The sequence below is a fragment of the Bacillus sp. IS1 genome (assembly GCF_032461585.1).
GTDB lineage: Bacteria > Bacillota > Bacilli > Bacillales > Bacillaceae > Bacillus > Bacillus velezensis.
Window position 1 is genome coordinate 186,969 of the sequence record NZ_JAWCWR010000004.1, and the last position, 20,179, is coordinate 207,147.

20 protein-coding genes are annotated in these 20,179 nt (G+C 47.7%); 9 read left to right on the forward strand and 11 right to left on the reverse strand.

All coding sequences use genetic code 11. The annotated features are described in order from the left end of the window. Nucleotides 1-129 precede the first annotated feature (129 nt). Nucleotides 130-507 carry a DnaJ family domain-containing protein gene (locus tag RUW00_RS16225; protein ID WP_003155597.1) on the forward strand — a complete coding sequence of 126 codons (378 nt, stop codon included), beginning with the start codon at nt 130-132 and terminating at the stop codon, nt 505-507. Between the two features lie 9 nt (nt 508-516). Here the strand turns inward: RUW00_RS16225 and RUW00_RS16230 are convergent, their stop codons facing one another. The 3 genes from RUW00_RS16230 to RUW00_RS16240 are packed head-to-tail and all read right to left on the reverse strand — an operon-like array spanning nt 517 to nt 1,481. Beyond that, nucleotides 517-948 carry an Hsp20/alpha crystallin family protein gene (locus tag RUW00_RS16230; RefSeq protein ID WP_280144938.1) on the reverse strand — a complete coding sequence of 144 codons (432 nt, stop codon included), beginning with the start codon at nt 946-948 and terminating at the stop codon, nt 517-519. 15 nt (nt 949-963) lie between these two features. After that, nucleotides 964-1,206: a spore germination protein gene (locus tag RUW00_RS16235; protein WP_003155595.1), complete on the reverse strand. Its 243-nt coding sequence runs from the start codon at nt 1,204-1,206 to the stop codon at nt 964-966. Nucleotides 1,207-1,220: 14 nt separating this feature from the next. Continuing rightward, nucleotides 1,221-1,481, reverse strand: a complete 261-nt coding sequence (locus RUW00_RS16240; protein WP_007408496.1) for a spore germination protein — start codon at nt 1,479-1,481, stop codon at nt 1,221-1,223. A 269-nt stretch (nt 1,482-1,750) separates the two neighbouring features. Between RUW00_RS16240 and treP the strand changes: the two genes are divergently transcribed. The 4 genes from treP to RUW00_RS16260 all read left to right on the forward strand — a co-directional run bounded on the left by treP (nt 1,751) and on the right by RUW00_RS16260 (nt 6,463). Continuing rightward, nucleotides 1,751-3,166: a PTS system trehalose-specific EIIBC component gene (gene treP / locus RUW00_RS16245; RefSeq protein ID WP_280144939.1), complete on the forward strand. Its 1,416-nt coding sequence runs from the start codon at nt 1,751-1,753 to the stop codon at nt 3,164-3,166. Between the two features lie 75 nt (nt 3,167-3,241). Further along, nucleotides 3,242-4,927, forward strand: coding sequence for an alpha,alpha-phosphotrehalase (treC, locus tag RUW00_RS16250; RefSeq protein ID WP_280144940.1), 1,686 nt, complete (start codon nt 3,242-3,244; stop codon nt 4,925-4,927). A 21-nt stretch (nt 4,928-4,948) separates the two neighbouring features. Then, nucleotides 4,949-5,665: a trehalose operon repressor gene (gene treR / locus RUW00_RS16255; protein WP_128496508.1), complete on the forward strand. Its 717-nt coding sequence runs from the start codon at nt 4,949-4,951 to the stop codon at nt 5,663-5,665. Between the two features lie 132 nt (nt 5,666-5,797). Next, nucleotides 5,798-6,463 (forward strand): NAD(P)H-dependent oxidoreductase, encoded by a 666-nt coding sequence (locus tag RUW00_RS16260; protein ID WP_061861964.1) that lies wholly within the window; start codon nt 5,798-5,800, stop codon nt 6,461-6,463. 35 nt (nt 6,464-6,498) lie between these two features. Here the strand turns inward: RUW00_RS16260 and RUW00_RS16265 are convergent, their stop codons facing one another. From RUW00_RS16265 to RUW00_RS16275, 3 genes are all read right to left on the reverse strand, one after another. Further along, nucleotides 6,499-7,260: a YibE/F family protein gene (locus tag RUW00_RS16265; protein WP_094296478.1), complete on the reverse strand. Its 762-nt coding sequence runs from the start codon at nt 7,258-7,260 to the stop codon at nt 6,499-6,501. Continuing rightward, entirely contained in the window at nt 7,257-8,396 is a 1,140-nt protein-coding gene (locus tag RUW00_RS16270; RefSeq protein ID WP_280144941.1) for a YibE/F family protein, read from the reverse strand. Before RUW00_RS16270 ends, RUW00_RS16265 begins: the two co-directional genes overlap by 4 nt. Before the next feature lie 209 nt (nt 8,397-8,605). Continuing rightward, entirely contained in the window at nt 8,606-12,898 is a 4,293-nt protein-coding gene (locus RUW00_RS16275) for a multifunctional 2',3'-cyclic-nucleotide 2'-phosphodiesterase/3'-nucleotidase/5'-nucleotidase (protein ID WP_280144942.1), read from the reverse strand. 220 nt (nt 12,899-13,118) lie between these two features. On the opposite strand from RUW00_RS16275, the gene RUW00_RS16280 reads away from it, so the two are divergent. Continuing rightward, nucleotides 13,119-13,634: a type 1 glutamine amidotransferase domain-containing protein gene (locus RUW00_RS16280; RefSeq protein WP_017419111.1), complete on the forward strand. Its 516-nt coding sequence runs from the start codon at nt 13,119-13,121 to the stop codon at nt 13,632-13,634. Between the two features lie 20 nt (nt 13,635-13,654). Here the strand turns inward: RUW00_RS16280 and RUW00_RS16285 are convergent, their stop codons facing one another. From RUW00_RS16285 to RUW00_RS16305, 5 genes are all read right to left on the reverse strand, one after another. After that, nucleotides 13,655-14,686, reverse strand: coding sequence for a LacI family DNA-binding transcriptional regulator (locus RUW00_RS16285; RefSeq protein WP_017419112.1), 1,032 nt, complete (start codon nt 14,684-14,686; stop codon nt 13,655-13,657). Nucleotides 14,687-14,821: 135 nt separating this feature from the next. Next, on the reverse strand, nt 14,822-15,706 hold the full coding sequence (locus tag RUW00_RS16290) for a shikimate dehydrogenase (protein ID WP_014720860.1): 885 nt from the start codon (nt 15,704-15,706) through the stop codon (nt 14,822-14,824). 65 nt (nt 15,707-15,771) lie between these two features. After that, nucleotides 15,772-16,533: a type I 3-dehydroquinate dehydratase gene (aroD, locus tag RUW00_RS16295; RefSeq protein ID WP_280144943.1), complete on the reverse strand. Its 762-nt coding sequence runs from the start codon at nt 16,531-16,533 to the stop codon at nt 15,772-15,774. Between the two features lie 28 nt (nt 16,534-16,561). Continuing rightward, nucleotides 16,562-17,755: an MFS transporter gene (locus tag RUW00_RS16300; RefSeq protein WP_280144944.1), complete on the reverse strand. Its 1,194-nt coding sequence runs from the start codon at nt 17,753-17,755 to the stop codon at nt 16,562-16,564. Between the two features lie 329 nt (nt 17,756-18,084). Next, entirely contained in the window at nt 18,085-18,300 is a 216-nt protein-coding gene (locus RUW00_RS16305) for a DUF1128 domain-containing protein (protein ID WP_003155571.1), read from the reverse strand. Nucleotides 18,301-18,455: 155 nt separating this feature from the next. Between RUW00_RS16305 and RUW00_RS16310 the strand changes: the two genes are divergently transcribed. Genes RUW00_RS16310 through RUW00_RS16320 form a run of 3 tightly spaced genes read left to right on the forward strand, consistent with a single transcriptional unit; the run spans nt 18,456 to nt 20,120 of the window. Further along, complete coding sequence (locus tag RUW00_RS16310) at nt 18,456-18,929, forward strand: low molecular weight protein-tyrosine-phosphatase (RefSeq protein ID WP_012117078.1); 474 nt, start codon at nt 18,456-18,458, stop codon at nt 18,927-18,929. A 13-nt stretch (nt 18,930-18,942) separates the two neighbouring features. Then, a complete protein-coding gene (locus RUW00_RS16315; protein ID WP_014417197.1) occupies nt 18,943-19,269 on the forward strand; it encodes a hypothetical protein in 327 nt (108 codons plus the stop codon). A gap of 11 nt (nt 19,270-19,280) precedes the next feature. Next, complete coding sequence (locus RUW00_RS16320; protein ID WP_007408509.1) at nt 19,281-20,120, forward strand: YihY family inner membrane protein; 840 nt, start codon at nt 19,281-19,283, stop codon at nt 20,118-20,120. Nucleotides 20,121-20,179: the final 59 nt, after the last annotated feature.

Here is a 20,179-nt window from a genome sequence, read left to right on the forward strand (position 1 = left end):
GCGAAAAACGCTGTCGCAACGGCGGTTCATCTGTTGAATGACAGCTTTAAAAAACACAAATGGCACAAACTGGGATGTGAATTTCCGTATGATCACACCCGGTTCTATTGAAAAAAGAGGTGAACAGTGATGGATATTGCCCATATCGTGGCTGAAGATAAAATCAAGCGCGCCATTAAGGATGGAGAGTTCGCCGGCATCAATGGAATGGGAAAGCCCCTGCCGAAAGACGATGCCGCACATCTTCCGGAGTCGCTCAGAATGGGTTACCGCATATTAAAAAACGCCGGGATCGCCGAGGATGAGGGCGCGCTGAAGAAAGAGCTGATGACGCTCGATTATTTGATCGCCAAGTGCCGCAATGAACAGGAGCGGGATCACCTGCGGAACAAACGGACGGAAAAACAAGTCAGACTCGACAAACTGACCGAGGAGAAAGCCATGTTCTCAAAACCCGCATCTTCTCATTATAAGGAGAAAGTGTACAGACGGCTGGGCCGCCCGTAAGCCGGCTCTTTAGGTTTTTTTCTGAAAAGGAATGTGCTCCATAAGGCGCGGGTAGGAAATGTGGAGCAGGCCGTTTACGCACTGCGCCTGTAACAGGTGGGGCTCAGCCGGTTCAGGAAGCTCAATCGTCTCATCGATTTCCCCGTAATACCGGTTTTGGCAGACGCCCATGTTCTTCGGAAAAAGGGGTGTGATGTTTCCTCTTATATGCAGCCGTGTTCTTGACAGCAGCCTCAATGTCAATTCTTCTTCGTAAACGCCGGGCATTTCCACAATGACAAATGTGTGCTGTTCATCCTGATAAATATCATAAGTCAGGGTGTTTTTTTGTAAGGAGAAAAAATCTTCGGGAGATTTCCGTTTCAGGACATTGGTCCAAAAGTCGCTGGGCTTGTGCTCGTTCGTAATCTCAAGCCACTTTCTCATTTTTTCGATATCCACTTCGGCAGAACCTCCCTATATTTGATTTGCGATCGGCATTGACGGGTTGGCGATCTGATCCTGATCGCTCACGTCAGGGTCAAGATGACCCGAATTCAAACATCCGGCGGCCGGCGAAAAATCCCCTAAAGAAAAGTTCGCGCCGACAAATTTGCTGTTGGCGGTGTGGCTGTTTTGTACGGTCTGACCGATATCGACGTTTCCGTTTTGCGTTGCTCCGTTTACTTTTATATTGACGACGTTAATTTGGTAAGGCATTCATAAAAACCCCTTTAATCTATAATGGGCGGCACCGGCGTAATATTTGCAGTATCTGCGGTTCCGATGGCTGTCTGGTCGTTGACATCAGGATCATTTAACAAGTTCTCCATCATCGATTCTATAGGTGACGTATCGCCGAATGAAGAGTTCAGTCCTTGTGATTTGTTATTTGTGGTGGGACTGTTGTATGCCGCTTCCCCAATCGTAATAGATCCGTTGCCAGAAATACTGTTAATCTTCAAATAGTACAGGTTGATAACAGTGGATGGCATCTCTTCACACCTCTTTAACTTAGTTGTACAGTACTGTATGCTTTTTGTGCTCCTGTTGTGAATTCCGCCCGGACATGTTCCCGATAAACAAGAAGTCAAGGCCCGGTTCCGGCGGGGCTTTTTTTGTTTCAGGGTCTTTCGCAGTATATTTGTGATGAAAGCGCTATAAAAATAGATTGACGACATGTATATACATCATTACAATAGAGTCATAAACATGTATATACAAGTTTGTAAGACAAAATGAAAACGGTTACGGAGGGGATGGCATGGGTGAGTTTAACCGGGCTGCGCGGCAGATCGCTGAAGCTGTCGGCGGAATCGAAAATATTGAGGCGGCGACTCATTGTGTGACGCGTTTGCGGTTTGCATTAATAGATGAAACCAAAGTAAACCAAAAAATGCTTGATGCAATAGACATTGTCAAAGGATCTTTTGCGGTAAACGGGCAGTTTCAAGTCGTGATCGGGCAGGGGACGGTCAACAAAGTATATGCGGAATTAGTGAAGGAAACGGGGATTGGCGAAGCGTCCAAGGATGACGTGAAGAAGGCGGCAACGCAAAAAATGAATCCTTTACAGCGTGCTGTGAAAACGCTTGCGGACATCTTTATTCCGATCTTGCCGGCGATCGTCACGGCCGGGCTTTTAATGGGTCTGAACAACATCTTAACGGCGGAAGGCATTTTCTACAGCGAAAAATCGATTGTCCAAGTGTATCCGCAATGGGCGGATCTCGCCAATATGATTAATCTGATCGCGGGGACGGCCTTCGCTTTTCTGCCGGCTTTAATCGGCTGGTCGGCAGTGAAGCGGTTCGGAGGAAGCCCGCTTTTGGGCATTGTGCTCGGGCTGATGCTGGTGCATCCTGATCTGTTAAACGCATGGGGCTACGGGGCCGCCGAGCAGAGCGGCGATATTCCGGTGTGGAACCTGTTCGGCCTTGAGGTGCAGAAAGTCGGGTATCAAGGTCAGGTGCTCCCGATTTTGCTGGCGTCTTATTTACTTGCCAAGCTTGAGCTCTTTTTGACGAAACGGACGCCGGAGGGCATTCAGCTGTTGGTCGTCGCGCCGGTGACGCTTTTGGTCATCGGTTTTCTATCCTTTGTCATCATCGGTCCGATTACCTTTGCGATCGGTAACGCGCTGACGGCGGGATTGATTGCCGTTTTCGGCCAATTCTCCGCCATCGGAGGCCTGCTGTACGGAGGGCTGTATTCGGCGCTTGTGATCACGGGGATGCATCATACGTTTCTGGCGGTCGATCTTCAATTAATCGGATCAAAGCTCGGCGGCACATTTTTATGGCCGATGCTCGCATTGTCAAATATCGCTCAAGGATCGGCGGCTTTGGCCATGATGCTGATCACAAAAGATAAAAAACAGCGGGGGCTTTCACTGACGGCCGGCATTTCCGCATATTTGGGCATTACCGAGCCGGCGATTTTCGGCGTGAATCTGCGTTACAAATTTCCGTTTGTGATCGCCATGATCAGTTCGGGAATCGCGGGGATGTTCATCTCCGTCAAAGGCGTTCTCGCAAGCTCGGTCGGAGTCGGCGGCGTGCCGGGAATCTTCTCCATTATGAGTCAGTACTGGGGTCCGTTTGCGATCGGAATGCTGATCGTGCTGATTCTCCCGTTTGCGGGCACATACGGGTATGCGCGGCTGAAACGGCAAAAATAGAAAACCTGCGGGGCGCCTTCTATCAGGCTGTCCCTTTTCCCTTTCAATTCAAAACATTACAGGCGGTGAAGAAAAATGAAAACAGACAGCACACCATGGTGGAAAAAGGCAGCGGTATATCAAATTTATCCGAAGAGCTTTAATGATACGACGGGAAACGGGATCGGTGATCTGAACGGTATTATCGAGAAGCTTGATTATTTGCAGAAGCTTTTGATTGATGTCATTTGGCTTACGCCGATTTACGATTCGCCGCAGAATGACAACGGTTATGACATTCGCGATTACTGCACCATTTATGAGGAATACGGAACGATGGAGGATTTTGAACGCCTTCTCGATGAAGCGCACAAAAGAGGAATCAAGGTCGTCATGGATCTTGTCGTAAACCATACATCAGTCGAGCATCGGTGGTTCAAAGAAGCGGTCTCGTCACCCGACAGTCTGTATCGGGATTTTTACATTTGGAAAGACGGAAAGGAAGACGGCCGGGCGCCGAACAACTGGGAATCAAAATTCGGCGGTTCCGCTTGGGAGCTCGACCCGGTGTCAGGCCAGCACTATCTGCATTTATTTGATGTGTCGCAGGCCGATTTGAACTGGGAAAATGAAGAGATGAGAAAACAGGTTTACGACATGATGCATTTTTGGTTCCGAAAAGGGATCGACGGCTTCCGGCTGGATGTGATCAACCTCATTTCTAAAGACCAATCGTTTCCTGATGCCGAGGATGGGCGTGACGGGCGCCCTTATTATACGGACGGGCCGCGCGTGCACGAATTTCTCCATGAGATGAACCGGGAAGTGTTTTCGAAATATGACAGCATGACGGTCGGTGAAATGTCCTCGACAACGGCTGACCACTGCATCCGGTACACAAACCCTGAGAATAAAGAACTCGATATGACCTTTAACTTTCATCATTTAAAAGTGGATTATCCGAATGGTGAAAAATGGGCGCTCGCTCCGTTTGATTTTCTGAAGCTGAAACGGATTTTAGCGTTTTGGCAGACGGAGATGCAAAAAGGCGGAGGCTGGAATGCATTATTCTGGTGCAACCATGACCAGCCGCGGGCCGTATCCAGATACGGAGACGACGGCGTATACCGGACGAAATCAGCCAAAATGCTGGCGTCGGCCATTCATATGATGCAGGGCACGCCTTACATTTATCAAGGTGAGGAGATCGGCATGGGCAATCCGAAATTCGATGACATCGGCTCATACCGCGATGTCGAATCATTGAACATTTACAAAAAGATGAAGGAAGAAGGCGTGCCCGAAAATGACATTATCGCCATTTTAAAAGAGAAATCAAGAGACAATGCAAGAACCCCCATTCAGTGGAACAGCGGGCCGCACGGCGGTTTCACGACGGGAACGTCTTGGATTCCGGCGGCGGATGATTATAGGGACATTAACGCGGAAGCGGCTTTGCGGGACCCGGATTCAATTTTCTACCATTATCAGAAGCTCATCAAGCTCAGAAAGGAATATGACATCGTGACTGAAGGAACGTTTGAGCTGCTTGCTGAAGACGATCCGGCGGTTCTGGCGTACGTCAGACACGGCAAGGATGAAAAACTGCTGTGCATCAACAACTTCTACGGGAAAGAAGCGGACTTTACGGTTCCGCTTAAAGACACGGACGGCTGGCGGTTTACGGTGCTGCTGACGAATGATGAACCGAGGGAAGGGCGGCCGGAACGATTGACGCTCCGTCCGTATGAATCGATCGTTTATCATCTGACAAAAGCGTGATACACTAATCTGGGTGGTCAAATGAAAGTGAATAAATACATCACAATCTATAAAGATATGGTGCGGCAGATCGAAAGCGGCCAGCGGAAGGCTGAAGACGTTCTTCCGTCTGAAAATGATTTGTGCGATCAATACGGCACATCACGAGAAACCGTCCGCAAAGCGCTCAATATGCTGGCGCAAAACGGCTACATCCAGAAAATCAAAGGCAAAGGCTCCGTCATATTAGATAGAGAAAAAATGCGTTTTCCCGTCTCAGGCCTGATCAGCTTCAAAGAGCTTTCAGAAACGCTCGGAAAAGAGACGAGAACGGCGGTTCACCGTCTCGGGCTGATCCCGCCTCCCTCAGAAGCCGCAAAAGAGCTTGGTGCAGAAGCGGATGAAAAGGTGTGGGAAGTCGTCAGATCAAGACGGATTGACGGAGAACATATTATTTTGGACAAGGATTACTTTGTGAAAAAACACGTGCCTCTATTGACGAAGGCGATTTGCGAAGATTCGATCTATGAGTATCTCGAAGGAGAGCTCGGCTTGTCCATCAGCTACGCGCAAAAGGAAATTGTCGTGGAGCCGGCGGGGGAAGAGGACCGGAAGTATTTGGATCTCGGCGGATTCAGCCATATGGCGGTCGTGAAAAACCGCGTCTTTTTGGAGGATACCAGCCTCTTTCAGTACACGGAAAGCCGGCACAGGCTCGATAAATTCCGTTTCGTCGACTTTGCGAGAAGAGAAAAATAAAAACGGACTGCCGCGGCAGCCGTTTTTTTTGTCAGTATCAAAATGAATACTATCCAACAAAAATGTGCGTACTGGTACTTTCAAAAATATTGGCTACAATAGTACATAACGATTGAAAAGGAGAGATCATGAATGTCAGATAAAAAACAGCAGATCATCGAAGCGTATCAATTCAGACACGCCACAAAGGAATTTGATCCTGAGAAAAAAATTTCAGAAAGCGATTTTGAATTCATTTTAGAAACGGGAAGATTATCCCCAAGCTCACTCGGTTTGGAGCCTTGGAAATTTGTCGTCGTTCAAAATCCGGAGCTTCGTGAAAAACTCCGCGAGTTCACATGGGGCGCGCAAAAGCAGCTGCCGACCGCAAGCCATTTCGTACTTCTGCTTGCCCGGACGGCAAAGGATATCCGTTTTGACGCCGACTATGTCAAAAATCACTTGCGGGAAGTCAAAAAAATGCCGGAAGATATGTATGAAGGCTATATCAGCAAAACGGAAGATTTCCAGAAAAATGATTTCAATCTGCTTGAATCAGATCGCGCGTTGTTTGACTGGGCATCCAAACAGACTTACATCGCCCTCGGCAATATGATGACTGCCGCTGCGCAGATCGGAATCGACTCCTGCCCTGTAGAAGGCTTCAACTACAAAGAAATTCACCGGATTCTTGAAGAAGAAGGGCTTCTGGAAAACGGAAGTTTCGACATCTCTGTTATGGCCGCATTCGGCTACCGTGTCAGAGAACCGCGCCCGAAAACAAGATCTGCCTCAAAAGACATTGTAAAGTGGGTATAAGATAAAAAAAGCTGCCGGGCGTGTCCCGGCAGCTTTTAATGTTTATTTGGTTTTGCTAAAAAACAGGCGGTGATCCAGGATGTAACGGGAATGATGATGCCGATCCCGATTCCGGCACAAAGAATGGTGACGGCTTCCGCACTGAATACTTTTGAGTTCACAATTTTTTCAGCTGAGTATGATAAGTCTTTAAACCAGATAATTAAAGCCAAATAGCTGCCGAAAAAAGCAAAGAATAACGTATTCGTATTCGTTCCTAAAATATCTCTCCCGATGCTTAATCCGAATGTGTACAGATCTTTTCTGCTCATGGACGGATTATGACTGTAAATTTCCCGCATGGGTGAAGTAATGGAAATCGCGACATCGATAATCGCCCCAATCGTGCCCATGATGATCATGGCTGCGGTAACCTTCACAAAATCCACCCCGACAAACAGTGTGAATATGCCGATATCACCCAATTCTTCTTCACCGAATCCCTGAATCGAAGTATGTTTTGTTACAGACATAATAAAAAACAGCAGCAATGCAATCGTCAGCATTGCGGAAATAAAGGCGGTTACGGTTTTGACGTTTCCTCCATTAATATAAAAAAGAGTAATGCTGCAAATCACGGCGGAAGAGAGCAATGTTAAAACAATCGGATTGATATGCGGGTCTGTCATGAAAATGATGGTGAGAAAGAGAACACCGAAATTTAAGAATAACGCAATAAAAGACCTCGCTCCTTTTTTTCCGCCGATGATGACCATTAATAGAAATAAAATCGCCGCGAGAATTACGATGACATTCATGAGCTTGCCTTCTTTCGTTTAATAAAAAAGATAGAAGCATACAGACTGGCGGGTATGGCTAATACGATTCCGATCCCTCCGGCCAATGCTCTGGCTATTTCCAAGGAAATGTTCATAGAAAGAGTGAATCCTATCGGGGAATCATTTTTCAAATACAACAGCATCATCGGAATAGAGCCGCTTATATAAGCAAAAAACAGAATGTTGGTCATCGCCCCCATGATGTCTTTTCCGATCTCCATCCCGGAACGTCTGAGAGCTTGTAATGAGATACCCTTGTTTTCTTCATATAATCCGAAGACAGATGACGTCATGGTAATGGCTACATCCATGACCGCTCCCAGTGATCCGATAAATACCCCGGCCATGAACACCGTGTGATAAGGACGGGTTAAATACTGCATTTCCTCATATCTGAGACCTTTCTCTCCAGTTGCCAGCATCACCAGATACGTAATCAGCAGGGAAACGAAAGTGCCTGCGAGCGTCGCGGCAATGGCGGCGTATGTTTTCGCGTGAAAACCGCTGACAAGCAGCAAAGAGATGACAGTAAAGATGAGAATACAGATACCGCAGATGAAAATTAACCCTATATTAGGATGCTTCCTGTACAAATCTAATGCAAACGACAGTAAAACGGCGTTAAACATCAGGCTGACGATCGAAAAGAAGCCTTGTTTTTTGCCGACGATAAGCAAGGTGAAGATGAAAACCCAAGCGATCAGCAAAAGCTGTTTATCCCGTTTTTTATCTATAATGCTTCCCGATATATCTTTGTTTGATGGTTTCCCTTTATCAATAGAAACGAATACTTCATCGCCAATCGAATATTTCTGATCGTTCGCTCCGGATGATGAATACTGATTGGACAAATGAATGAGCTGTCCTTTCTGACTGCCGTTTTCAAGTCTGGCAGTGATCGTCTGATTGAAAATCTTATCTTTGTTTTTATGCATGTCTTGTACGTCAGACTGATGTTCCAATGTTGTTTTCGTCACTTTGGCAATCGGGCGCTCATAAAAAGAAGCGTTGTGAGTGACGAAAATGAGCGAGCTGATAAAACAAAGCGCTGTTATCACGTAAAACAGCTTTTTCTTGTAAGACATGCGGTTTCGGTTGTTTCCTGTTATCTTCAAAAAAAGTCCTCCAAACAGGCGGCGCCGTGTGAAAGAGAGGCCCTGCCGTGAAGTGTTAAACGATGCGGATGCAGTCTTTCGCGAATAACGTTCATATTTTATCACTCGGCCGTACGGCTGTCGACTCAGAGGGGGACCGAGAGAAAAAGCTCCCCTGAAATCAGATCAGGAGAGCTCTTGGGATGAACCGCCCGATAAAAGCGGTCTTTTTATGCTTCGTTCACTTTTTTTGCTTTTCTTCTTTGATACAGATACAGTGCCGTTCCGAGCGCGCTGATGAGAAAGCCGGCAAGAAGGATGGAATACATCGTTGTGGCCGTATCAGGAAGCAGGCCGCCCGGCGATACCCCGTCCTGCGCAGGGCCGGATGACGGTTTTTGTCCGCTTGGCTGCTTTCCGGAGCCGTGATCTCCGCTTGTCGGCGGCGCGCTCTTCGTATTTGCGTTTAATATGGTGTATTCACTGAAATGATTTGTATAGCCCGTGACGAGATCGTGTGAAACCGAACCGTTGTCTGTTTTTGTATAGACGTTCTTTTTCCGGTCTACATGGTAAATGCCCGGCTGTTTCGCCTTTTTCGTATTCTCAATGCGCAGGGTGAGCTTTACCGGCGCTTTGAATGTTTTGATGTCTTTGTTTTTCTGCTTCATTGTAAAGTCGTAAACATTTGAAAGCGCCCCGCTTACTTTTCCTTTCGGCGTCACGCCGAATCGTGTATCAGCTGAAGCAGCGTTTGCCATCGGCATTTTCATGCTGAACTTGTCATGCAGGATCGTAAGGGAAGAATCCGATGTTCTGTCCTTTAACAGGCCGATTTGTTTTTTTGTCACGCTGAGATCAATCGGTTTTTTGGCGCCGTCATTCTTATCGTAATACACGATCGGCGTGTTAGCGTTTTTGGCATAGACGGCAAATGCGCTGTCATCTTCAAGCGTCCACGAGCCGTTTTTTTGTTTCGTCGGCAGGTACACTTCCTGCGCGCGGCCGTCAACTTTCGGTTCCACCGCTTTCCCCGCTTTTTCAAGCTGCTCGGTGAAGACCTCATAGTCGACAAAGCCAAGGTCTTCTTTATGGGACGCTTCGTTAAAGACGGAATATCCGTCTCCGCCTTCACCGACAAAGTTACTGGTGGCGACTCTGTATGTCTTCTTATCAGAAATCGGCTTTACGCTGCCGTCATCCTGTACGGCCGCAGCTTGAAGAACGCGGTGTCCCGGCTTTTTATTCAGTGTAAACGTGTATGTTAAACCGGCAACTTGAGGGAAGGCGCCGCCTTGAGCCTCAATTCCGCTTAATCCTTGTTCCAAGGCTTGTTTGATCTGTTTTCCGGTTAAATCCGCGACGTAAAGCGTGTTGCCGAACGGCATCACATTCAGCACCTCGCCGAGTGTGATGTCTCCTTTATCAATGCCCGCGCGGATGCCGCCCCCGTTTGTGATCGCGATTTGGGCGCCGGCCGCTTCCTTCGCTTTTTGCAGCATGCCGTCTGCGATGAAGTTTCCGAGATTGGTTTCTTTGGAGCGGACATGCTCGCGCTGGCCGTCAAGTGCGACCTTCGTTGAACCGACTTTTTCATTTTTGACTGAGACGAGCTCTTTTTTAAACGGATCAAGCTCTTTTTTCAGATCCGGGTCTTCTTTCGTCTGCTCGTTCACCGGCAGCGCCTGAAGAGAGGATTGTTCCGGCAGAACGACGCCGTTTTTGTCAAATGCGACATCGACACGGCCTAAATATTCGCCGTATTCCTTTGCCTGGGCGACGATGGTCGGCTCTTCGTTTTTGACAACTTCCATTTTATCTACAAGCGTATGCGTATGTCCGCCGACGATCAAGTCGATGCCTTTTACCTTTTTGGCGAGATCGAGATCACGCTGATGCCCGATATGGGTCAGGGCGATAATTTTATTGACATGTTCCTTATTCTGTATTTCTTTTACCGTATCTTGTGCGGATTGGAAGGCATCATGAAAGACAATGCTTTTTCCCGGGCTTGATGTGACGGACGTATCTTCTGTCGTTAAGCCGAATACGGCGACTTTTTCTCCGTTTACATCAAGCAGAATGTATGGATAGATGCCTGCTTTTTTCTTTTTCCCTGCCGTAAAAGTATCTGCTTTTTTCATGAATGGTCTGAGTTTTGACTCTTTGGACACATCGACATTTGAGCTGACGAGCGGAAAGTCAGGCGCTTGAAAATTGTATTTTCCGGACGGATCAGCCGCGCTCCCGTTACCGCTCAGGAAGCTGGCGAGAGCACCCGGACCTTTATCAAACTCATGATTTCCGAAGGTCATTGCGTCGTAGCCCATGCTGTTCATCAATTTTAAATCAGCCAGCCCCTGCCACTTTGTGAAATAGAGATCGCCTGAGAAAACGTCTCCCGCATCCAGTAAAATGCTGCGGTCGGTTTCGCTTCTGATTTCTTTGATTTTCGTCATCCGCCTCGCCGCGTTATCAAGGTGGGCGTGCGTGTCGTTTGTATGCATAACGGTGAGTTTCCATGCGTCATCTTTCGGCGGCTCTGTGCCCGGTTCATCATCTTTGAATTGGAGCTTGTACTGTCCGTAGCCCGCGTTTTGTGATTCACCGATATAGGCGACGTCATCTGCGCGGTCGGCAAACGGCTTTGCGGCCAAGGAAGATTCAAATGTCAGGTTTGTCCCTTTGACCGGAAGGATGGACCAGTTATGATCAGCCTGCGGATTAATCGTTTTCTGCTGGATGATGTAATCCATTAAGACCTGCCTGTTCTCATCGGCTGATGAATATACGATTTTATCATTGCTTAAGTGAGGGAATCCTCCGCCGCCTGAAGCGCGGTAATTATTTGTGACGATCAGAAATTCCTGCTTGGCGCTGACGGGTTTTCCTTGATAAGAAAGGTTGACGATCCGGCTTGCATCGGGATGAATGACTGTTCCGTTTTCGTTGTATTTCGCCGGTTTTGTGACATCGACCTGATAGGTGACACCGTCAATGACATCAAAATTGTATGAGCGGTAGGCGTCATTTAAAAGCGCTTGGCTGCCGCCTTTTGCCTGATCGATCTGATTAAATTGCCCCGCGGACATTTCGAGCCAGTCTTTCACTTCGCTTCCGTTCAGCTTGACGATCTGAACCGTGTTGTCATACAGGTACAAATCACCGATGTTTTTGATGGCGAGGTCGCCAGCGGAAATGTTTGTATAGTAGTTTGAGCCGTTCCGCCCGCCGGCTTTAAACGGAGCGCCCGCCGAGAGGATAGGCAGATCTTTGTATTCCGTATCCTTCATCTTATTTTCGGCGTACCATTTTTGCGCATCCGTTACGATTTGAATGGACGGATCATCTTTGACTTGGGCGAAGAAACTGTTGATATCGGCTTTTGTCTGGCCGACGGGTTCTCTGATGTATTTCAAAGTGCCTTCGTGCGCTTTTTTGACGGTATTGACGACGGTTTCGTTTTCCGACGTCACATTGCCGGCAATCGGCTCGATGCTGCCTTTTGCATCTTCCACATGCCACGCGCTGTCTGTTTTTTCAAGCCGGAGGTCGATGACGCCCGCATATTTGCCCCAGCTGCTTGACATAACAACGGGGATGCCGTTAATCGTGCCTTTATCGACGTCGAATTGATCAGCGCCTTTGTATTCGGCATCAGGGAAAAGCCCGTGCTGATGGCCGGATACGATCGCGTCAATTCCGCCGACTTTCGTTGCCAGGTCAAAAACGGCGTTTTCCGCTCCGGAAGACTGCGCTTTTTTTTCGATGCCGCTGTGGGCGAGGGCGATGACGATATCGGCTCCTTCAGCTTTCATTTTCGGAACGGTTTTCTTTGCGGATTCCACAATGTCCTCGACCTGAACGCGGCCTTCGAGATTTTTCTTATCCCACGTCATAATTTGGGGAGGAACAAAGCCGATGTAGCCGACTTTTATCTGATGCTTGCCGCCGTTTTCATCCTTGACGGTTTTGTCTTTTATGACATAAGGCGTATAACGGTTTTCGCCGCTTAATGTTTTCACATTGGCGTTAACGATCGGATAATCAGCGCCTTTGATTGTCCCGTCCAGGAATTCAAGCCCGTAATTAAATTCATGATTGCCGAGTGTTCCTGCGTCATAATGCAGACTGTTCATCACTTCAATGATCGGATGGGTCTTTGCGCCTGAAATGATATCATTTTTCTCATATTTTACGGCGTATTCTCCGAGGGGATTCCCCTGAATCAAGTCTCCGTTATCGACAAGCAGCGTATTCGGGTTTTCACGCCTGTGCTTCTCAATAAGCTGAGCCGTTCTGGCCAGCCCGAATTCCGTTGTCGGTTTGTCGCTGTAGTAATCGTAGTCCATCATGTTAGCGTGAACGTCAGTTGTGGCTAAAATGCTGAGATTCACACTGGAGGATTTGTTTTCTTCTGCTTTAATGGGTGATGTTGGGAGGATTAGACTAAGTATCATAACTAGGGGCAGCAGAATACGGAGTGTCATATTGACGCTGCATCGTCTTTTCTGTATTCTCACCTGTTCTCCACCTTTCAACAAATTTTGTCATGCAGTACCATTGTAAGAATATTTTGTGAAAGTTCATATAGATTTCATGATGATTCTTGTAAAAAGATGAAAAATGAGGATAATGACCTATGTAAAACGGATGAGCGGCAAACGCGTTACCTATGTTTGATGTTAGTGTGGCTGGGGTACATGGATTTATGTAGACTTCATCAAGCAGGAGGTAGTAACTATGGGTAAAAAAATTGCAGTTGTATTAACGGATTATTTTGAGGATGTCGAGTATACTGAACCTGCGAAAGCCTTTAAAGATGCGGGTCATGAATTAACCGTAATTGAACAGGAAAAAGGAAAAACAGTCAAAGGCAAACAAGGGGAAGCGGAAGTGAAAGTGGACGCGTCCATCGATGATGTGAATCCGAAAGACTTTGACGCATTGCTGATCCCGGGCGGATTCTCTCCTGACATGCTGCGTGCGGATGACCGTTTCGTCCAATTTGCCAAAGCGTTCATGGATGATAAAAAACCGGTGTTCGCCATCTGCCACGGACCTCAGCTTCTCATCAACGCGAAAGCACTGGACGGGCGCAAAGCGACAGGGTTTACTTCAATCCGAATCGACATGGAAAACGCGGGCGCGAATGTTGTGGATAAAGAAGTCGTCGTCTGCCAGAACCAGCTGGTTACAAGCCGCACACCGGATGACATTCCGGCATTCAACCGCGAATCATTAAAACTGCTTGCGTAATATAAAAGCGGAGCGCCGTATCAGGCGTTCCGCTTTTTTTGTGAAGATTCCCGGATGACCAGCTCAGGCGCCAGAATAATGCGTTGTTTTTTGTGCTGGGAACTGGTGATTTTATGATGCAGCAATTGAGCCGCTTCTTTTCCCGACTGCCGCGGAAAGGAAGAAACGGTTGTAAGCGGGGGATAAGAAATTTCAGCTTCCGGCACGTTATCAAAGCCGATAATGTCAATATCTTCGCCCGGAACGAGCCCGGCTTTTCTGATCCCTTGCATGACGCCGAACGCGACCAAATCACTGAAGCAGAAAATCGCGGTCGGGCGCTCAGACCGGCGGAGGAGCTCCGTCACGGCTTCACAGCCTGCTTCGCGGGTCGGCGCGCTGTCAATGACATATTCATTTTTCACTTCCAGATCCGCTTCACGGAGCGCTTTTTTAAACCCTTTCATACGCTTCGTCCATGTTGATGAGTGCTTCACGCCGCCCAGAAACGCAATCTCCTGATGGCCTTTCTCAATGAAATGACGCACTGCCTTATAGGTGCCTTCCTCATAATCGGCTCCGACAAAATCACAATCTGCATCGGCAATCTCCCTGACGGCGAGCACGACCGGAATGTCAAGCTGCTCAAGGCGGGAAAGGGTTTCCTCAGCTGTACCTGAAACCGGACACAAAATCAATCCGCCGACCCTGTGCTCCAGCATGGTCGAGATCAGCTGCTCCTGCTTGGCGACGGAATCAAATGTCGTGCCTAACAGGACCGTTAATCCGACTTCCTCAAGCGTATTCTGAACGCCGATCAGAAACTCTGAGAAAAACGTATTGGAAATGTCAGTAATAATCAATCCTACCGTTGTGGACGTCTGTGATCGTAAATTCGCGGCGACCCGATCATATACGTACCCCAGCTCCCGCATGGATTGCAGCACTTTCTCACGGGTCGCTTCGGAAATTCGCGGATTGTTGCGGACGATTAATGAAGCGGTGGATGTTGAGACGCCGGCATGTTCAGCGACCTGCTGCAATGTCACCCGGCGTTTTTTTTGCTGTTTCATACGTCGCATTCCTCACTTGGTTTTTATTCGTTACATCCATTATAAGCGTTTTGGCGCATGAGAAGAAAGAGAGAGGGGAGAAAATGATAAAGCGCCGGAAGACGGATTGTCCTTCGGCGCTTCTATTACAATAGGTTATTCAAACATTTGCTCTTTAATATACTGAACCGGCATTTCACGGCCTGTCCAATATTCAAACGCCATGGCGCCCTGCCAAAGCATCATGCCGAGGCCGTTAATGGTGCTGCAGCCGGCCGCTTGAGCTTGTTCAAGCAATTTCGACGTAACGGGGTTGTAAACGACGTCTGTCACAATCAAATCAGGACGGAGCATGGATGTATCTTCAATGACGCTCAAGCCTTCAAGCGGTTTCATGCCGACACCTGTTCCGTTTGTGAAAATATCGCTTGAAGCGATTTCAGCACGCAGCGCATCTTGATCTTCGAGCGGGAAGACTTTCGCTTTACAAGAAGATCCCTTCATTTCTTCATTGATGATGCGGACGTTTTCTTCCGCTTTTTCGAAAAACGCGTCATTGCGGGCGAAAATGGAAATTTCTCCGAGGCCTTCCAATGCGGATTGAATCGCTATCGGAGTGGCGGCCCCGCCGGAACCGACCAGCGTCATTTTTTTGCCTGTGATATCGATGCCGTGTTCTTTTAAGTTGCGGACGTATCCCATACCGTCAGTGGAGTGTCCGATCAGTCTGCCGTTTTCATTAACGACTGTATTCACCGCGCCGGTGAATTTCGCTGAATCCGCGAGTTCATCGAGGTAAGGGAGAATGTTCATCTTGTTCGGCATCGAGACATTGAATCCTCTGACGTTTAAGGCGCGCATTCCCGTTACTACATCTTCCAGCTGTTCATTGCCGACTTCAAACGCGAGGTAAGCGTAGTTCAATCCTAATTTTTTAAACGCTAGGTTGTGCATCGCCGGAGATAAAGAGTGTCCGATCGGTGTCGCGAATAATCCGATAAGCTGAGTTTTTCCGTTAATCCGTCCTAAATCTTTCTTCATGATGTATTCCTCCGTTAGTCCATTCATTTGTTTTTCATCCCGCTTTGAGGGCAGAAAAACGCTGATTACATATGTTTATTTAAAATGCTGAGTACGCTGCGCAATTCTTCAACGGGAATCTGTCCGGGCGCTGATGCTTCTTTGCCCGCTCCGAACGTGCACGCTGAGCCGAAGACTTCGCCGGCCAGGCGGCTGATCAGGCCTGTTCCCGCCATTGACATCGTGATGATCGGCCGGTCTGCGTATTGTGTTTTCATCGTGTGAGTGGCATCCAATAAGACGAAAACATCTTCAGTGCTTTGCGGCATCACCGCGATTTTCGGAATGTGCGCGCCGTACGCCTGCATGTTCCGCAGCCGGGAAATGATTTCTTCTTTTTTCGGTGTCTGATGAAAATCGTGATTGGACATGACGACATATACGCCGTTGTCTTCAGCGGTTTTCACAATTGATTTGACTTCCGCTTCTCCCGTAAACAACTCAACGTCTGCAAGGTCAATGTGTTTTGTTTCGATGACGTTTTTAAGCAATTCAATGTAAAAGCGGTCATCAATAACTTTATTTCCGCCTTCTTTATGGGTTCTGAATGTGAAAAGCAGCGGTGTTGCACCTGCGGCTTTCCGCAGCTTTTCAAGCATGCCTTTTACGGCGTCCAGGCTGTCAACGTGCTCGTATACATCCGCCCGCCACTCAATGATATCCGGGCGAAGCCTGTTGACGGCTTCAATTTCTTCGAGCAGTTCTTTCTCTCCGGCCGCCATCAGCGGCACAATGATCTTCGGAAGCCCTTCGCCGATGACCGTGTTTCTGATCGTGATAGATTGCATTTGATAAATCCTCTCCCTTAAAAAATAGTCAGGCTTTCATCACTTGCTTAAAGCGGATTCCGATAAACAATGCGAGAAGGGCGCTGACGGCCGCAATTCCGATATCAAGCAGAAAAACAGGCGTCAGGCCGGCCGCTTTGGATATCGCTCCCGTTACAAGCGGAATGACAATAAAAGATAAGCTTGATGCTATATTAACAAAAGATGTGATCGTACCTTTATTTTTAGGGAATAAAACAGCCATAACCGTCATCCCCAATTGCAGAATGCCCGCAGTTGAAAGTCCGATGACAAAGGAGCTGATGACTGATACGGCCGGCTGATGAATGAAAATCAGAGCAAGCAGCGCGATTGCCGCGATCACAGGGTACAGCACCATTACCGTAATCGGCTGAATCACTCTGTTTAACAGCACTGCCAGCAATAATACGGATACAAGCGCCCCGATGCTGTAATAGCTCAACAATTTGACGGCCTGCACCTCAGGCATGCCCAAAACGGTTTGCCCGAACTTAGGAAGCCATACTTGAACGAGCATAAACAGCGCCGTAGATGAAAAGCCTAACAGAATGATCGCAAGGCCTTCGCGCCATATCGACGGCTGTGATGTGAACGCGTCATCAGACGGAGAGGCTTCCGTCCGGCCGCCGTCTTCTTTTTGCTTATGATTCGGAAACGGAACTTTTAACAGGAAAAAGCCGTTCAGGAAGAAAATAATGCCCGGTACGAAAAACGTCCAGCCGTAAAACAAATGCCTGTCCGCAATAAACGCGATAAAAAACGGAAGCACCGTCGCGCCGATGGATACAAACGCTTTGATTAACACGGTTGCAGAGCTTGCGTTTTTCGGAAATCCTTCAATAAGCGCCGGATATGTCCCGGAATCCAAAAAGGAATTGGCGATCCCGGCGAAAATGGCGAAGATAAACGCGGCTGTATAGTTTGTCGAAAGCGGAATTCCGATTAGGAAAATCAGATACAGAAAGGCGCCCGATACGATAAACGGCCGTCTCCCGAATGTATCCGAAAGCTTCCCGGCAAACAGAAGCGAAATCAGCTTCCCGATTCCGATGGCGGAGACCAAATAGCTGACCCCGGCTGCGGATGTATGAAGCTGTTTTGATAATGCCTCCATATTGGATGCGATAATAATATTGATCATGCCCAGCAGGAAATAGTTAATATAAAGACCCGCTGCCATTTTGGTGTATATGTTTTTCATGATGACATCCCCTAATGCGGTTAATAAAGAATTAAATTATTTTTTAAATTGATAAAAGAACAGCACCATTCCCCTTTATTGAACCACTGCCTTTCTTTGAAAACTGTTTGATAAAACGGTTGCAAAACAAACTTGAATAACGCTGAGATCACAACGGGTATATCGTTCTACTAAATAAAAAAAGATAAGCGGCCCGCTCATTTAGTATATCGTTACACCAAGTTCACAGTTACTATACTCCTTCTTTTTATATGTGTCAAACCGATGAACTTTTTTACTTTTTTAAATCAAAAAAAGACCCGCCGTTTTTCGGCAGGTCTGACATGGGTTTATTTTCTGAGAGAGGCGAGCTCCTCGGCAATGGCCTGCATTTCACTCGGGCTGAATGATGCTTTTTTCATGACCATTTGATGAAGGTATGTAAGATCTTCTATTTTTTCATCACTGAAATCTTCCGCTCTGATGACGCCGACATTGAGCATGTTGAGCTTTTGCGAAATGTCTTCAATCATTTTGTTTAACGTTTCTGTTTGTTGGCTCGGCAAATTCATGCATCCTTTCATGACCGTTTTCGTACCCTTTATTCTAACAGAATTCATTTAGAATAAAAGCTTATTTCCACAGCCGCAGAAAAGTTGCTAAGATGATGATAAGGTTTTTGATCCTCAAAATGCGGGGAAAGAATAGGGAGGTTATTGATATGATACATGTGCTGTTTGTCTGTCTGGGAAATATTTGCCGGTCGCCTATGGCAGAGGCGGTGTTTTCTGATATGGTGAAGAAAAACGGGCTGAACGGGCAGATTAACATTGATTCAGCGGGAATCGGCGCCTGGCATGCGGGAAATCCGCCGCATGAAGGGACAAAGGAGATCCTGAAGAAGAAAGGGATCAGCGCAAGCGGCATCACGGCGAGGCAGGTGCGTGAGTCTGATCTGACCGATTTTGATTACGTCATTGCGATGGATGCAGAAAATATCGGACATCTGCGCAGCATGGCCGGTTATAAAAAAGCGGCGCCGCGTATTGCAAGGCTGCTTGATTATGTACCGGAGTCGGACCTTGCGGACGTGCCCGATCCGTATTATACCGGGAATTTCAGCGAGGTGTACGCTTTGGTCGAATCCGGGTGCCGTCATTTGCTGGAGACAATAAAGAAAGACCATCATTTATAAGGGGGATTGACCGATGAAGCAGGCACGCATCATGGCAAAAGCGATTCTGATCGGCGCTGCCGCCGGCGGAGCACTGTCCTTATTACATAAGCCGACGAGAGAGGCCTGTTTCCGGAACATGGACGCGTGCAGGCGGCGGGCGGCATTTTACCGGAAACATCCTGAAGCCCTGAAACAGCAGGCTTCTGCAAAACTGGATCAAGTGAAAATCATCGCCAATACCGTATCGGAAGATCTGGGTTTTTTAAACGGGCAGATCACCAAGCTGAAGCAGACGACGCCGCAGGTCATTGACCTGTTAAAAGAAACGAAGGAGCATTTTTCGAAAAACGATCATTGAGGTGGGATGTCATGAGTTTTATAAAGGAGCTGTTTGCAAGGTTTTCTCTGCATGAAGGACAAAGTAAATCGGCGGAGCTGGCGTATTTTTTCCTGCTGTCATTGTTTCCGTTGATGATTTTCATGCTGACGCTCACCGCCTATCTTCCCATATCTGCAGAAGACGTGCTCGGGGCGGTCGATCAATACGCGCCCGACAGCGCCATGTCCATGGTGAAATCCATTACGGAGCAAACGCTGAACAAGCGCAGCGGCGGACTTTTGTCATTCGGGATTATCGCCGTCATCTGGTCGGCTTCGAATGGTATGAACGCGATTGTCAGAGCATTTAACCATGCCTACGAAGTCGAGGAAAACCGCTCATTTATCATCATTCGCCTGACCTCAATTTTTTTAACCATCGCGATGGTGGTTACGATTTTAATCGCATTGCTTCTGCCGGTGTTCGGCAGAGAAATCGGAATGCTGGCCGCAGATTTCATCGGCGCCTCCGGCCTGTTTTTGCAGGTATGGTCGGTTGTCCGCTGGGGTATCAGTCCGCTTATCCTTTTAATCGTGTTTACCGCGCTTTACATTTTCGCGCCGAATAAAAGGCTTTCCCTCCGTTTTGTGCTGCCGGGAGCCGTATTCGCGGCAGCCGGCTGGATTATCGTCAGTATGCTGTTCTCATTTTACGTCGGCACCTTTGCCAACTACAGCGCCACATACGGGAGCATCGGGGGAATTATCGTCCTTATGATCTGGTTTTATCTTACGGGAACACTGCTGATTTTAGGAGGAGAAATCAACGCGCTTTTACATAAACGTAAAAAGCTTCCTGATGAAAATCCGTACCGCGGGAGCAAGCTATAGAGGAACGGATGACGTTCAAGCTGAAAAACGGAGGGGAATCGATTATGACCAAGCATACG

What these genes read in the sequence shown, in the direction of transcription:
- RUW00_RS16225 (WP_003155597.1), top strand. Translation starts at nt 130, where the DNA reads ATGGATATTGCCCATATCGTGGCTGAAGATAAAATCAAGCGCGCCATT.
- RUW00_RS16235 (WP_003155595.1), bottom strand. Translation starts at nt 1,206, where the DNA reads ATGCCTTACCAAATTAACGTCGTCAATATAAAAGTAAACGGAGCAACG.
- RUW00_RS16240 (WP_007408496.1), bottom strand. Translation starts at nt 1,481, where the DNA reads ATGCCATCCACTGTTATCAACCTGTACTATTTGAAGATTAACAGTATT.
- treP (WP_280144939.1), top strand. Translation starts at nt 1,751, where the DNA reads ATGGGTGAGTTTAACCGGGCTGCGCGGCAGATCGCTGAAGCTGTCGGC.
- treC (WP_280144940.1), top strand. Translation starts at nt 3,242, where the DNA reads ATGAAAACAGACAGCACACCATGGTGGAAAAAGGCAGCGGTATATCAA.
- treR (WP_128496508.1), top strand. Translation starts at nt 4,949, where the DNA reads ATGAAAGTGAATAAATACATCACAATCTATAAAGATATGGTGCGGCAG.
- RUW00_RS16260 (WP_061861964.1), top strand. Translation starts at nt 5,798, where the DNA reads ATGTCAGATAAAAAACAGCAGATCATCGAAGCGTATCAATTCAGACAC.
- RUW00_RS16265 (WP_094296478.1), bottom strand. Translation starts at nt 7,260, where the DNA reads ATGAATGTCATCGTAATTCTCGCGGCGATTTTATTTCTATTAATGGTC.
- RUW00_RS16280 (WP_017419111.1), top strand. Translation starts at nt 13,119, where the DNA reads ATGGGTAAAAAAATTGCAGTTGTATTAACGGATTATTTTGAGGATGTC.
- RUW00_RS16285 (WP_017419112.1), bottom strand. Translation starts at nt 14,686, where the DNA reads ATGAAACAGCAAAAAAAACGCCGGGTGACATTGCAGCAGGTCGCTGAA.
- RUW00_RS16290 (WP_014720860.1), bottom strand. Translation starts at nt 15,706, where the DNA reads ATGAAGAAAGATTTAGGACGGATTAACGGAAAAACTCAGCTTATCGGA.
- aroD (WP_280144943.1), bottom strand. Translation starts at nt 16,533, where the DNA reads ATGCAATCTATCACGATCAGAAACACGGTCATCGGCGAAGGGCTTCCG.
- RUW00_RS16300 (WP_280144944.1), bottom strand. Translation starts at nt 17,755, where the DNA reads ATGAAAAACATATACACCAAAATGGCAGCGGGTCTTTATATTAACTAT.
- RUW00_RS16310 (WP_012117078.1), top strand. Translation starts at nt 18,456, where the DNA reads ATGATACATGTGCTGTTTGTCTGTCTGGGAAATATTTGCCGGTCGCCT.
- RUW00_RS16315 (WP_014417197.1), top strand. Translation starts at nt 18,943, where the DNA reads ATGAAGCAGGCACGCATCATGGCAAAAGCGATTCTGATCGGCGCTGCC.
- RUW00_RS16320 (WP_007408509.1), top strand. Translation starts at nt 19,281, where the DNA reads ATGAGTTTTATAAAGGAGCTGTTTGCAAGGTTTTCTCTGCATGAAGGA.